13 protein-coding genes are annotated in these 12,735 nt (G+C 71.6%); 8 read left to right on the top strand and 5 right to left on the bottom strand.

The genetic code is table 11. The features are described 5' to 3' along the window. Positions 1–77: 77 nt before the first annotated feature. Together PKA89_RS19805 and PKA89_RS19800 are read left to right on the top strand one after the other, a co-directional pair. Positions 78–1,217 (top strand): sensor histidine kinase, encoded by a 1,140-nt coding sequence (locus PKA89_RS19805; RefSeq protein ID WP_324422505.1) that lies wholly within the window; start codon positions 78–80, stop codon positions 1,215–1,217. Continuing rightward, complete coding sequence (locus tag PKA89_RS19800) at positions 1,214–1,861, top strand: response regulator transcription factor (RefSeq protein WP_324422503.1); 648 nt, start codon at positions 1,214–1,216, stop codon at positions 1,859–1,861. Before PKA89_RS19805 ends, PKA89_RS19800 begins: the two co-directional genes overlap by 4 nt. A gap of 174 nt (positions 1,862–2,035) precedes the next feature. Here the strand turns inward: PKA89_RS19800 and PKA89_RS19795 are convergent, their stop codons facing one another. From PKA89_RS19795 to PKA89_RS19775, 5 genes are read right to left on the bottom strand one after another with little or no spacing between them, the layout of a single operon-like run. Further along, positions 2,036–2,605 (bottom strand): DUF488 domain-containing protein, encoded by a 570-nt coding sequence (locus PKA89_RS19795; RefSeq protein ID WP_324422501.1) that lies wholly within the window; start codon positions 2,603–2,605, stop codon positions 2,036–2,038. 11 nt (positions 2,606–2,616) lie between these two features. Next, the gene (locus PKA89_RS19790) at positions 2,617–2,829 is read right to left on the bottom strand and encodes a DUF2945 domain-containing protein (RefSeq protein ID WP_324422499.1); all 213 of its coding nucleotides are present in this window, start codon (positions 2,827–2,829) and stop codon (positions 2,617–2,619) included. Positions 2,830–2,883: 54 nt separating this feature from the next. Beyond that, positions 2,884–3,519, bottom strand: coding sequence for a DsbA family protein (locus PKA89_RS19785; protein WP_324422497.1), 636 nt, complete (start codon positions 3,517–3,519; stop codon positions 2,884–2,886). A gap of 21 nt (positions 3,520–3,540) precedes the next feature. Continuing rightward, positions 3,541–4,644: a transaldolase gene (gene tal / locus PKA89_RS19780; RefSeq protein ID WP_324422495.1), complete on the bottom strand. Its 1,104-nt coding sequence runs from the start codon at positions 4,642–4,644 to the stop codon at positions 3,541–3,543. A gap of 22 nt (positions 4,645–4,666) precedes the next feature. After that, on the bottom strand, positions 4,667–5,347 hold the full coding sequence (locus tag PKA89_RS19775) for a helix-turn-helix domain-containing protein (protein ID WP_324422493.1): 681 nt from the start codon (positions 5,345–5,347) through the stop codon (positions 4,667–4,669). A 284-nt stretch (positions 5,348–5,631) separates the two neighbouring features. On the opposite strand from PKA89_RS19775, the gene PKA89_RS19770 reads away from it, so the two are divergent. The 6 genes from PKA89_RS19770 to PKA89_RS19745 all read left to right on the top strand — a co-directional run. Then, positions 5,632–6,858: an FAD-dependent oxidoreductase gene (locus PKA89_RS19770; RefSeq protein WP_324422491.1), complete on the top strand. Its 1,227-nt coding sequence runs from the start codon at positions 5,632–5,634 to the stop codon at positions 6,856–6,858. A gap of 124 nt (positions 6,859–6,982) precedes the next feature. Next, positions 6,983–7,261 (top strand): hypothetical protein, encoded by a 279-nt coding sequence (locus tag PKA89_RS19765; protein ID WP_324422489.1) that lies wholly within the window; start codon positions 6,983–6,985, stop codon positions 7,259–7,261. 97 nt (positions 7,262–7,358) lie between these two features. Beyond that, positions 7,359–9,110, top strand: coding sequence for a cytochrome c oxidase subunit I (ctaD, locus tag PKA89_RS19760; protein ID WP_324422487.1), 1,752 nt, complete (start codon positions 7,359–7,361; stop codon positions 9,108–9,110). A gap of 283 nt (positions 9,111–9,393) precedes the next feature. Then, the gene (locus PKA89_RS19755; RefSeq protein ID WP_324422484.1) at positions 9,394–10,002 is read left to right on the top strand and encodes a helix-turn-helix domain-containing protein; all 609 of its coding nucleotides are present in this window, start codon (positions 9,394–9,396) and stop codon (positions 10,000–10,002) included. A gap of 869 nt (positions 10,003–10,871) precedes the next feature. Further along, positions 10,872–11,375, top strand: a complete 504-nt coding sequence (locus PKA89_RS19750) for a hypothetical protein (protein WP_324422482.1) — start codon at positions 10,872–10,874, stop codon at positions 11,373–11,375. Between the two features lie 206 nt (positions 11,376–11,581). After that, positions 11,582–12,735 (top strand): FAD-dependent oxidoreductase (locus PKA89_RS19745; protein ID WP_324422480.1); only part of this gene is annotated, 1,154 nt, incomplete at its 3' end.

Genomic DNA, 12,735 nt, shown 5'->3' with positions numbered 1-12,735 from the left:
CCCGCCGGTCCACGGCCGGCGGTCGGGTCGTCCCTTCGGCGGGTGCGCCGCCGGGCGCTCGTCCCTACGCTGAGCCAGTGACCGCGCTCTGGCGCTCCGTCTGGAGCGAGCCACGGCCCGCCGACCCCCCGCCCGTGGGCCGCCTCGACTGGCTGCTTGTCGCCGGGTGCGCGGCGGCCGCGCTTGTCGAGGGCACCGCCCGGCCGGGTCTGGCCGGGCAGCCTTTCGTCACCGTGCTCGCCATGGCGGTGATGCCGGCCCTCCTCTGGCGCCGGAGCCGCCCCTTGACGGCCTGTCTCATCGGCTTCGGCGCCGCAGGGCTGCTCTCCATCGCCCAGCTGTCCACCCGCAGCGGCGAGCTCGGCCTCACCTCGATGATGGCCATCTTGGTCCTGCTCTACTCCCTGGTGCGTTGGGGATCGGGCCGAGAGGTCGCAGTGGGGCTGCCGTTCGTCATGGCGGTCGCGTCGCTGGGAATGTACGCGGCCTCGGCGGGTGTGGCCGACGTCGTCGGTGGAACCCTCTTCCTGCTGTTGTTCGTCTCCCTCGCAGCGGTCTTCCGCTATCGCGCGGATGTGTGGCACCGCCGACAACGCGAGATCCGCAACGCGGAACGACTGGCCCTCGCCCGCGACCTCCACGACACCGTTGCCCACCACGTCTCGGCGATCGCGGTCCAGGCGCAGGCCGGCCAAGTGGTTGCCGGCACTCAGCCCGGGCAGGCCGCCGAGGTCCTTGCCGCGATCGAGTCCGAGGCCACGCGCACTCTCGCGGAGATGAGGGCCATGGTGCGGGTTCTCCGCGACGACGGGTGGGATGCCTACGCACCACAGCGGGGGGTCGCCCACCTGTGTGCACTGGAGCGCACCGACTCGTCACCGGCGGTCGAGGTGTCGCTGGCCGGAGCGTTGACGTCACTGCCTGCACCCGTGGACGCCGCGATCTACCGCCTTGCGCAGGAGTCCCTCACCAACGCCGTCCGGCATGCGCGGGGCGCGACCCGGATCGCTATCGACGTTCGCCGAGTCGGCGACGAGGTCCGGCTGCGTGTCGCCGACGACGGCGCGGCCCATCCGGGGCCGCGTGCAGAGCCGGGCTTGGGCCTGACCGGAATGGCCGAGCGCGCCCAACTCCTCGGCGGATCCCTCGCCGCCGGGCCGGGGCCCAAGGGCGGCTGGGTCGTCGAAGCCGTTCTCCCGGTCGGGCTTCCGGCATGACCATCCGCGTCGTCGTAGCCGACGATCAGGAACTCGTCCGGGCCGGGCTCGTGATGATCCTCGATGCTCAGCCAGACATCGACGTCGTCGGGGAGGCGGCGGACGGGCCAGGGGCGCTCGACGTGGCGACGCGACTGCGTCCCGACGTTCTCCTCGTCGACATCCGGATGCCAGGGCTCGACGGTGTGGAGGTGACGCGCCGCCTGGCCGGGCCGGACGTGGCCAACCCAATGGCGGTCGTCGTCATCACCACGTTCGACCTCGACGAGCACGTCCTCGGAGCCCTCCGCGCAGGTGCTCGCGGCTTTCTGCTCAAGGACGCTGGACCGCAGCTCCTCTCCCAGGCGATCCACGCCGCCGCCGACGGGGAGGCGCTGATCGCCCCCAACATCACGCGCCGGCTGCTGGCGACTTTCGCCGCGCAGGGGCCGGCGGCGCCCGTCCAACCGCTCGACCCGCTGACGGAGCGCGAGGAGGAGGTGCTCGTGCTGGTCGCCCGCGGCCGGACCAATGCCGAGATCGGCGCTGAGCTCTTCATCGGCCTGAGCACGGTCAAGACCCACGTCGCCTCGTTGATGGCCAAGCTCGGGGTCCGCAACCGGGTCGAGATCGCGATGTGGGCCCACCACACCAGACGGGTGTGACCCTGCCTGGTGGATGGGAGGCCACACCGCTGTGACCGAGACTCGCCACCTCCCAGGTTTCGTCGGTCGGGGCCGTCGGCACCTCCTGCCCATGAAGCACCCAGCATCCAGACCGAGGCGAGTCGGCGCACGGCGCAGCGTCACGTGCTTCTCGTGGGTCGACAGCTGATGCGTTCAGGCGCAAGGTGCGGTGTCCGTGGGTGGAGTGCTCGGGTACGTCACCCGCCCGCTGTCGACCGTCGGGGTCGCGCCCCACTGCCCGAGGACGTGTGTGCGGGTGGGGCCACCGGCCACGAGGTGCCGCACGGTCCACCCGCGTGCGGTGAGGGTGTTGGCGATGAGCAGGCGGTGGCAGCGCCACGGCATCGGCTCGCCGCACATGACGGCCACCCGGCGGTGGGAGGCGAGCTCGGTGAGCTCGGTGAGACCTCGCTCGAACTCCTCGGTGAGCGTGTAGTCGGCGTAGTTCCTGAAGCTGTCGTTCTGCCAGCCCGCGTTGACGTCGGGGTGGGCGCCGGGCTGCCTGCCCCGCCGCCCGGCGAGTGCCGGCAGGTGGCGGTAGTCGATGCCGTGCTCGGGGAGCCACCGCGCCATCTCGGCGCTGCCGAACTGCGGGCTTCGCCGCGATCCCGGGTGGGCGCGCACGTCGGCCAGCAGGTCGACGTCCGCAGCGTGCAACGGCTCGAGGAACGTCGGGATCGGGCAGGTCCAGTGCCCGATCGTCCAGATCTCCTGCACCTGCACGACGTGCCCGGTCAGTCGACCCGGTGCAGCGCGCTGCCCTTGTGCATCGCGACGTGGTCGGTTCGGTCGCTTGCGATCTCGTACTGCGGGTCTTCAGGAGAGCAGCGCCGCATGTGTCCCTTGTACTCGACGTCGCGGGTGTGCTTCCTCGTGATCACACCGGTGACCTCGCCCGCTTCGGAGTTCCAGCGGACGTGGTCGCCGATCACGAAGTCGTTGGCCATGAGGGGCGTCTCCTCTCGAGGTGGATCGGGTCACGGGTCGGTGGGCGGCCGGCATCACAGCAGCCGGTCGGTCCAGCGGTCGTCGTACTCGGTGAAGTGCTCGACGTCGCCGACGCCGGGGTTGGCCGCGAACGGCCCGTCGGAGGTCCAGAGGTGCGGACTGCCCTGGACCTCACCCCCTCGAGCGAGGTCCAGGTCGGCGGAGACGGCTGCCAGGCCGGCGCCGCAGCGCAGCGCCTCGACCAGCGCGTCGGCGTCGACCGCCGCGCACTCGCGCGCGACGTCCTCGATGACCGGGAGCAGGCTGATGCATCGCTGCCCGACGAAGTACGCCCGGCGCAGCGCGGTGTCGAGGGCGTCCGCGGCGTCCAGGCCCTGCTGCTTGGCGGCCTGGACCGCCGCCATGGCCGGCACCGTGGTGACCGGGTAGGCCCAGTCGTCGGCGCGCCACGGCGACCAGTCGAGGTCGGGGCGCACGGCGGTGATGGCAGCAACCTCGTCGTCGTGCTCCGGTCGCGGGGTGGGATGCCGGTTCACCAGCTCCAGGGGGAACGCACGGTGGTCGATCCGCACGGGCGTGCCGCGGTCCGTCGCCGCGGCATGGAGAGTGTTCAGCGCCAGGGTCGCCCACGGGCAGGAGATGTCGGACCAGACGGTGATGACACCGGGAGTGCGGTTGTTCGGCTGCATGTCGTCGACGTGTCCTTCGGGTCAGAGCCGTCCCGAGGCGGTGCGGACGCTGTCCTCGAGCTGCGCGTAGGCCTTCGTGAACTTCTCGATGCCCTGGTCCTCGAGCAGCTGCACGACGTCGGCGTACGAGATGCCGACCTGCTCCAGCTCGGCCAGGACGTGCCGGGCGCTGTCGTAGGTGCCCGAGATCGTGTTGCCCCGGATGTCGCCGTGGTCGGCGACGGCGTCCAGGGTGGCCTCGGGCATCGTGTTCACCGTGTCCGGGGCGACGAGCTGGGTGACGTACATGGTGTCCTCGTACGCCGGGTTCTTGACGCCGGTCGAGGCCCACAGTGGCCGCTGCGGGTTCGCTCCCGCGTCGCGCAACGCCTGCCAGCGCGGGGAGGCGGTCATCCGCGTGTAGCGCTCGTACGCGAGTCGGGCGTTGGCGATCGCGGCTCGTCCGCGTAGGCCGGCGGCGCGCTCGGTGCCGATCTCGTCGAGCCGCTTGTCGATCTCGACGTCGACCCTGGAGACGAAGAACGACGCGACCGAGTGGATGGCCGACAGGTCCCGGCCGGCCTGCTGCGCCTCCTCCAGGCCGGTGAGGTAGGCGTCCATGACCTGGTCGTACCGGTCCAGGCCGAAGATCAGGGTGACGTTGACGCTGATTCCTGCCGCGGTGGCATCCGTGATGGAGAACAGTCCTTCGGCCGTGGCGGGGATCTTGACGAAGAGGTTGGGCCGGTCGATGAGGAACGCCAGGCCCTTCGCCTCGGCGGTGGTCCGCTCGGCGTCGTGGGCGATGCGGGGGTCGACCTCGATGGAGGCCCGGCCGTCGACATGACCCGTGCGCTCGTACACGGGTCGGAGCACGTCGCAGGCGCCGCGGATGTCGTACGCCATGACGTGGCGGATCATCGCGTCCGTGCTGACCCGCCACGCCGCGAGGTCCCCGATCTGGTCGTCGTACGCACGGCCGTTCTTCAGGGCGGAGGCGAAGATCGACGGGTTGGCGGTGACGCCGCTCACCTGCCGGTGGTCCACGAGGTCCTGGAGGTCGCCACCGGTCAGTCGCTCGCGGCTCATGTCGTCGAGCCAGATCGAGACGCCGTTCCTCGTGAGCTCCTCGAGCGCGCTGGTCACTGTCTGCCTCCAGTCTGGTCGGTCAGGCGCCGGCCGCGGTGGGACCCGGTCGGATCACGACGCAGCAGCGGTCGGCTGCGGGTGCGAGCTCGGCGCGCGCGGGGTCCTCGCCGCGGCCGGCGAGCAGGCCTCGCGCGAGCGCTTCGTTGAGGGAGCACACGAGCTCGGTCTGTCGCTGGGCGATGGTGTGGAAGGGGCAGTTGCGCAGCTCGATGCGGCCCTCGTCGGTGATGCGCGGTTCGTAGCCGCCTTCGACGAGCGTCGCCAACAGGTCCGCTCCCTGGTCCGCGGCCGCGGCCCCCTGCCGTTCGGCGGCGGACATCAACGCGGTGCGGACCACGCCGGACTCGTCGGCGGCCACGGTGTCGGCGAGCAGCTGGGCCAGGAGGGTGTAGTTGCGGGGCGGAACGCTGAGGACGACCTCGTGCCGGGCGCGCTCGTACTGCTTGGCCGGACGTCCGGCGCCCGGGCCGCCTCGGCCGATGGGTCGGGCGTACCGCGTCGCGAGCAGGCCAGCCACGGCGAGCCGGTCGAGGTGGTACGCCGCCAGGGTGCGGCTCACTCCGACCGCCTCGGCGGCGTCGTCGCGGCGGACCGGTTCGTCGCGGGTGGCGACGTAGTCGTAGAGCCGGCGCCGCACCGGGTCGGCCAGCAGGCTGACCTCTGCGATGGCGTCCCTGTGGCTCTCGCCGCTGGTGGTCACCGCACGATTCTAACACCAATGGACCTTGACAAATATGCCGGCCGCGCCGGACGCCCGAGGCCGTCGGTGGTCCCTCGGTGGTCCGCTCGCGGTCACGGTCCCTTCTAAAAGCAGAAGCTCTTGACAAGGCATGTGCGCACCGCCATTCTAAAACCAATGTACACATTTGTTACAAGGTCGCGACCGCTGGCTCCCCCTCCCTCCGGGATGAGCGGGTCGCCGGGCTCGCACCGTCGAAGGGGCCGGTCACGCAGGAGTGCGGACCGCCGGAAGGGAAGTGGGTCGTGACTCGGATCGACCGCGTCGTCGTCGTGGGCGGTGGGCTCGCCGGGGCCAAGACCGTCGAGGCGTTGCGAGAGCAGGGCTTCGAGGGTGCGGTGACCCTCCTCGCGGCGGAGGCGCACCTCCCCTACGAACGGCCGCCACTGTCCAAGGCCTACCTCGCAGGGAGGGCGAGCCTGGACGACACGGTGGTCCACGAGGCGGGCTGGTACCTCGACCACGACGTCGACCTGCGGACCGGCGTCCGAGTGACGTCGGTCGACGCGCTCGCACACCGGGTCCGGCTCGCCGACGGCGCAGAGCTCGGCTATGACAGGCTGGTCCTCGCGACCGGCTCCGCACCTCGCCACCTCTCCCTGCCCGGGGCCACCGAGGGGGCGGTGCACTACCTGCGAACCCGTGAGGACGCGCAGGCGCTCCGGGAGCTCTTCGGGCCAGGCCGACGGTTGATCGTGGTGGGCGGCGGATGGGTCGGCCTGGAGGTCGCGGCCGCCGCCACGGAGGCGGGCACCCACGTCACCGTCCTCGAAGCGGCGGACCTGCCCCTGCTGCGCGTGCTCGGGCCGCGCGTCGCGCGGATCCTCGCCGACGTGCACCGGGCGCGCGGGGTGGACCTGCGGCTCGGCGTACGCATCGCCGGCCTCGTCAACGAGGGCGGTCGGGCCACGGGTGTCCGCCTGGACGACGGTCTCGTCCTCGAGGGGGATGCCGTCCTCGCCGGCATCGGCGTCCTCCCCGAGGTGGGGCTGGCCCGATCGGCCGGACTCGAGGTCCAGGACGGGGTGCTCGTGGACTCGGCACTACGCACCAGCGACCCTCACGTGTTCGCCGTGGGGGACATGGCCAACCACGACCATCCGGTTCTCGGGTACCGCGTCCGGGTGGAGCACTGGGCGAACGCCCTGAACCAGCCCGCCGCAGCGGTCGCGACGCTCCTGGGCCGACGCACGCCCTACACGAGGTTGCCGTACTTCTTCAGCGACCAGTACGACGTCGGGATGGAGTACCTCGGCCACCCGGGCCATCAGCGGACGAGGGTCGTGATCCGCGGCGATGTGGACGCCCCGGCCTTCGTGGCGTTCTGGGTCGACGGCATCGGGCACGTCCGGGCAGTCCTCAGTGTCAACGTGTGGGATGTCGTCGACGAGGTCAGGCCGCTGCTTGCCGAGGGTCGCCCGGTCGCTCCGGAGCGGCTGGCCGACCCCTCCGTCGCGCTCTCGGCACTGTGACGCGGCCGGTCGGCGACCTGGCCGACGCCGCACGGCGTGGCCGGCCACCGCCACCCGGCCAGGACGCAGAAGGAAGACAGGGGACGCAGAAGGGAGAGAGAGGATGAGTGAACACGGGCCCGCAGTGACCGTGATCGAGGATGGTGGCCCGGAGGACTTCCTCGTGCGGGGGCGACAGGACGGGGAACCGGTCGACGTACGTCTGCACGTCGAGCCGGTCTCGCTCTCCCGGTGGGGGCTCGGCCACATCGCGCCGCGCGAGGTCGTCGACGTGACGATGGCGTACCTGCTCGGCCACCAGCGTCTCGACGAGCTTCCGCCACTGGTGGACCTCGAGGAGGTGGCCGCCGCCTACGACGGGTTCGAGGCGCACCTGCTGGAGCGGCTCGGTGGCCGGCACTGACTGCGGCACCGGGGTGCTCGTGGGTTCGAGGGAGAATTTATCACTGTGCTACTGTGATTTTTTCGCTGATCGAGCGCGAGCGTGAGGCGGTGGGTGGATGGCCGGGACGACGACCACAGCGCTGCGGACGGCGGAGGCGCCGGCGCGCACCAGGCGCCTGTCTCGGGGGGCGACGGTCGTCAGGTGGGTGACCTCGACCGACCACAAGGTCATCGGCAACCTCTACTTCATCACCTCGTTCGTCTGGTTCATCCTCGGCGGCATCATGGCCCTGATCATGCGGGCCGAGCTGGCCGAACCGGGGCTGCAGATCGTCGACAACCCCGACCAGTACAACCAGCTCTTCACGATGCACGGCACGATCATGCTGCTGCTCTTCGCGACACCGCTGTTCGCGGCGTTCGCGAACGCGCTGATGCCGCTGCAGATCGGGTCCCCCGACGTCGCGTTCCCGCGGCTGAACATGTTCGCGTACTGGCTCTACCTCTTCGGTGGGCTCATCGCCGCGGGCGGGTTCCTCACCCCGCACGGCGCCGCCGCGTTCGGCTGGTTCGCGTACGCGCCGCTGTCCGACGAGAGCTACACGCCGGGCCTGGGCGGTGACCTGTGGGTCTTCGGCCTGGCCCTGGCCGGGTTCGGCACCATCCTCGGGTCGGTCAACTTCATCACGACGATCCTCACGATGCGCGCGCCCGGGATGACGATGTTCCGGATGCCGGTCTTCACGTGGGGTGTGCTCATCACCTCGATCCTCGTGCTCCTCATCTTCCCGGCGCTCGCCGCCGCGCTCTTCGCCCTCGGCGCCGACCGGAGGTTCGGCGCGCCCATCTTCGACCCGGCGAGCGGCGGACCGATGATGTGGCAACACATCTTCTGGTTCTTCGGCCACCCCGAGGTCTACGTCATCGCGCTGCCCTTCTTCGGGATCATCTCCGAGGTGGTCCCCGTCTTCTCGCGCAAGCCGGTGTTCGGGTACAAGACCCTCGTCTACGCGACCATCGCCATCGCCGCACTGTCCATGAGCGTCTGGGCGCACCACATGTACGCGACCGGCCAGGTGCTCCTGCCGTTCTTCGCGATCATGTCGATGCTCATCGCCGTGCCGACCGGGGTGAAGTTCTTCAACTGGATCGGCACGATGTGGGGCGGTCGGCTCACGTTCCAGACCCCGATGCTCTGGGCGCTCGGGTTCCTCGCCACCTTCCTCTTCGGCGGCCTGACCGGCGTCATCCTCGCCAGCCCGGCCCTGGACTTCCAGCTCTCCGACACCTACTTCGTCGTCGCGCACTTCCACTACACCGTCTTCGGGACCGTGGTCTTCGCGATGTTCGCGGGGTTCTACTTCTGGTGGCCCAAGCTCACCGGCCGGATGCTCGACGAGACGCTCGGCAAGGTGCACTTCTGGATGCTCTTCATCGGCTTCCACACCACCTTCCTCGTCCAGCACCTCATCGGCATGCAGGGCATGCCCCGCCGCTACGCCGACTACCTGCCCGAGGACGGCTTCCAGCTCGGCAACGACATCTCCACCGCGGGGGCGTTTCTCCTCGGCGCGTCGATGCTGCCCTTCCTCTACAACGTGTGGCGGACCTGGCGGACCGCCCCACTCGTCGAGACCGACGACCCGTGGGGCTACGGCGCGTCCCTCGAGTGGGCCACCTCGTGCCCGCCGCCGCGGCACAACTTCGACAGCATCCCCCGGATCCGCTCGGAGCGCCCCGCGTTCGACCTGCACCACCCCGAGGTGGCACCGGCCGGCATCCACGACGCGGCCCGGAGCAAGGAGAGCACCCTGGTCTCCGTGCTCGGCCCGGCCGACCTCGAGGACGAGGGATCGCCGCCGCGGTGAACTGGAGGCGGCCGCGACGGCGGGCTGGCCGGGTGGAGGACCACGGGGGCGCGACGCCACGATTACTCAACATCGGGCTGTGTAAAATCATGGCTGGTGGCGGAGCGAACTCGTCACCGGCCCAGCGCCGCCCGACCCGAGCGGCCGCAGAGCACGCGGCGCACCGCGTCACGGGCCGCCTGCTCGTCCGGTACATGGCGTCGTGGAGGTGCACATGTCCCCACAGTCGGCCGTGGCGGGTGATGGGTCGGCCGCAGGGTACGCGACGGCCCGGAGGGTCCTGGTGGCGGTCCGGACCGCCGAGCGGCCCCCCACGGTGGAGGACCTCTCGCTCGTGCTGGGTCTGCACCCCAACACGGTGCGGCAGCACGTCGCCGCCCTCGAGGCGGACGGGCTCCTCGAACGGGACCGCCGCCCCACGGGAGGCCGAGGACGCCCGCGGGCCGTCTTCCGCACCACCCCCCGGGGCGAGCGCAGCGGCTGGCGCAACTACGAGCTGCTCGCGCGGGTCCTCGTCGAGCGAATCGCGTCGAGGGCTGACGATGCGAGGGCGGAGGCGCGCGCCGCCGGACGGGAGTGGGGCGCGCTCCTCGCCGACGACAGGGGACCGGTGTCCGGCGAGGTGCAGTCCCTCGTCTATGACGTCCTCACTGAGGGCGGTTTCGAGCCGCTGGCCTCGCCCGGCTCTGCCGCCGACGGTTCCCTCGCCGAGATCGCGCTGCGCAACTGCCCCTTCCGCGAGCTCGCCGACAGCCGCGGTGACGTGGTGTGCACGGTGCACGAGGGGATCCTCCAAGGCATTGTTCAGGGACCCAGCGCTCGAGGCCCCCACGTCGAGCTCCTGCCTCGTGTCACACCGACGAGCTGCCTCGTTCGGCTGACCAGGCTGTAGCAGGGAGGGGCCGGGTCCCGCGAGCCGGAACCACGTGAGGGTGAGTCCCGGCGGTCATCGCCGACCGGTGGGCGCCGCTGAATCGTCTAGGCCTCGGTCCGCGGGAGGTGGGCTGACGTCCGGCTGGGCCCCCACTGCCGCAGCCGCCAGCATGGCCGTCGACCCTGGATGATGTTGTCCGAGAACGAGTCGCGGCCAGGTGGCGCCGCGATCGTCGCCGCGGCGGTCACCCTGGGCGGGGGCCTGCGTCGGCAGGGCGATGCACTGCCCGATGTGCGCCGCCGCCCACGGGTGGGCCGAACTCGGGCGGATCGTCATCGCCACCTCCACGCCGCAGCTGGTGAGCTGGCGCGCGGAGCTGGGCCTCCCGCCCGGCCCGGTTGCCCCCCTGCGCGTCACCGACGTCCTTCCGGGAGCTCGGGTCGACGGTCCGGTACCAGCCCTGGCCGCGCCGGTTCGTGCGCTCCACATCCGACACCACGACAAGCTCGGCGGTGGGCTTCCGACCCGCTGGTGAGCTGACGGATCCGGAGTGCGCATACTGAACGACACCTGACGGAAGCGCTGCCGCGTCACATCGCGCCAGGCAACGCGAGCCCGCGGTTCACGGACTTCGCCCACGGGCTCGTGGGCAGCTCCACTTCGCCGGTCACATTGCCGGGCCTTGTTGGCCCGAGCCGACACGCGGCCCCGTCTTGTGACTAACCCGGCGCCTGGGACGTGCCGCACGACGGTGGGACCGCTGGCGATGCCCAGGCGCACGCCCCCAGCCCGCGTCGCACCGGCGCGGCGAGGACGGGCCGCCCTGCGGGCTATGGTGCCGCCAACGCGACCCGGAGGTCGCGCCGAGCCCAGAGAGGATGACAGAGATGACCACTGCCCTTCAGTTCGAGGTCGTCAACCCCGAGCCCAAGGACCCCTTGACCTTGATCCATCGGACAGGCCGTGCCGCCGTGGTCTCCCGACGCCCACCCGAAAGTCGCACCTACGCGCTGCGTCTGGCCATCTCCATCGTCCGAACCACGGGCCAGCCACTGGTCATCGTCGATGCCCCGGCCGTACACCACCACCTGTGCACCGAGCTGGCCCGCAACGGTGTCGCCACCGACGTACGACTCGTTCATCCCCCGACTTTGTCCTCGGCCATGACATCCGTGCGTGACTGTCTGCTGTTGGCCAACTTCGCCGTCTTCTCCACCCACACCCCCGAGGGCCGCGCCCTCCCCGGCCTGCTGCACGAGGCGCACTCGGCCCTGGTGGCCCTGCGACCGCGAGACCTGACCGACGAGCTGCGCCGGGCAGTGGGGTCCACCATCATCGACGTCGACTCGCCACCGCACGCGCACGCTCCCGATGCAGGACTCGAGTCGTAGCCGGCTCACCGCCCTGACGGCCGTGAAGGCAGATCGGGTGGAGGAAGCGACGGAGGGGCACGCGCCTCCCGGCTGCCGGCCCTCGAACGCGGCCGAACCCTCACCCGCACGGCGAGGGCCCACCCACGACGAGTCAGGTCGCGGACGCGCCGGGCTAGCGTGGCAGACATGCCCCCGCTCTCCGCCGACGTCGCGCGCCGCACCCGATGAGTCCCCCTCGGCTGGATGCCGTGGTGGGCGGTGGCCCTGCGGCCGGGGCTGCGGCGCGGGCCCTGGCAGCCGCAGGCCGACACGTCGTGCTCCTCACCGCGGAGGACCGGGCCCCCTACGACCGCACGGTGCTGTCCAAGGACGTCCTGCTGCGACCGGGGGCGGCGGTGCCCGAGGTGTGGCCCGCGGGGGCGCCGTGGCGCGAGCGCATCGAGGTGCGCACCGGTGCGAGGGTCGCCAGCCTGGACCCCGGCGCACGGCGGCTCGTCACGGCCTCTGGAGAGGAGGTCTCCTTCGAGTCGGTGATCCTCGCGACGGGGGCGGAGCCCCGGCGGCTCGCCGTCCCCGGGGCCGATGGCACGGGCGTGCACTACCTGCGCGACACGAAGGACGCGGCGGCGCTCTCCCTGGCGCTGGACCACGCGAGCCGCCTCGTCGTCGTCGGCGGTGGCGTCATCGGGCTCGAGGTGGCGGCCGCCGCAGCGACCCGCGGGGTGGACGTCGTGGTCCTCGAGGCCGCGGACCGGGTGCTCTCGCGAGGGGTCCCCGCGGCGGTGGGCGGGTGGCTGCACGCCCTCCACGAGGCGCACGGGGTGGTCGTGCGCACGGGTGCGACGCCGGATGCCGTGCTGCGCTCGCAGGACGGCGCCGTCAACGGCGTCCGGCTGGCCGACGGAACCGTCGTGCCTGCCGACGCGGTGGTGGTCGGCATCGGCGTCGTGCCGCGTGACGAGCTGGCCCGGGCCGCGGCGCTGGCGGTCGACGACGGCATCCTCATCGACCCGTCGGGGAGGACGTCACATCCCCACGTGTTCGCCGCCGGTGATGCGGTGCGCACGCGACACCCGGGCTCGCCACACGGCGTCCGACTCGAGTCCTTCACGGCCGCCGGGCACCAGGGTGAGGTTGCCGCCCACACGGTCCTCGGCGAGGACGAGGCCTTCACCGACGTCCCGTGGTGGTGGTCCGGCCAGTACGACGCGACCGTGCAGGCGATGGGCGTCGCCCCGGCCGGCGCGCGCGAGGAGGTGCTCGACGTGCCCGGCGGCCTCATCGTGCTCTCCGTGGTCGGTGACCGGCTCGTGGCGGCGTGCGGTGCCACCCACGGGCCGAGCGTCGCCCGGGCGGTGCGGGCAGCCGGGTCGGCGAT

The sequence above is a fragment of the Phycicoccus sp. genome, from assembly GCF_035325325.1.
Lineage (GTDB): Bacteria > Actinomycetota > Actinomycetes > Actinomycetales > Dermatophilaceae > Phycicoccus.
Note: the sequence above shows the minus strand (reverse complement) of the source record. Positions and strands in the feature narration are given on the sequence as shown.

Bases quoted from the DNA above. Each gene is read 5' to 3' on its own strand.
- PKA89_RS19790 (WP_324422499.1), bottom strand. From the start codon at position 2,829: ATGGCCAACGACTTCGTGATCGGCGACCACGTCCGCTGGAACTCCGAA.
- ctaD (WP_324422487.1), top strand. From the start codon at position 7,359: ATGGCCGGGACGACGACCACAGCGCTGCGGACGGCGGAGGCGCCGGCG.
- PKA89_RS19785 (WP_324422497.1), bottom strand. From the start codon at position 3,519: ATGCAGCCGAACAACCGCACTCCCGGTGTCATCACCGTCTGGTCCGAC.
- PKA89_RS19800 (WP_324422503.1), top strand. From the start codon at position 1,214: ATGACCATCCGCGTCGTCGTAGCCGACGATCAGGAACTCGTCCGGGCC.
- PKA89_RS19750 (WP_324422482.1), top strand. From the start codon at position 10,872: ATGACCACTGCCCTTCAGTTCGAGGTCGTCAACCCCGAGCCCAAGGAC.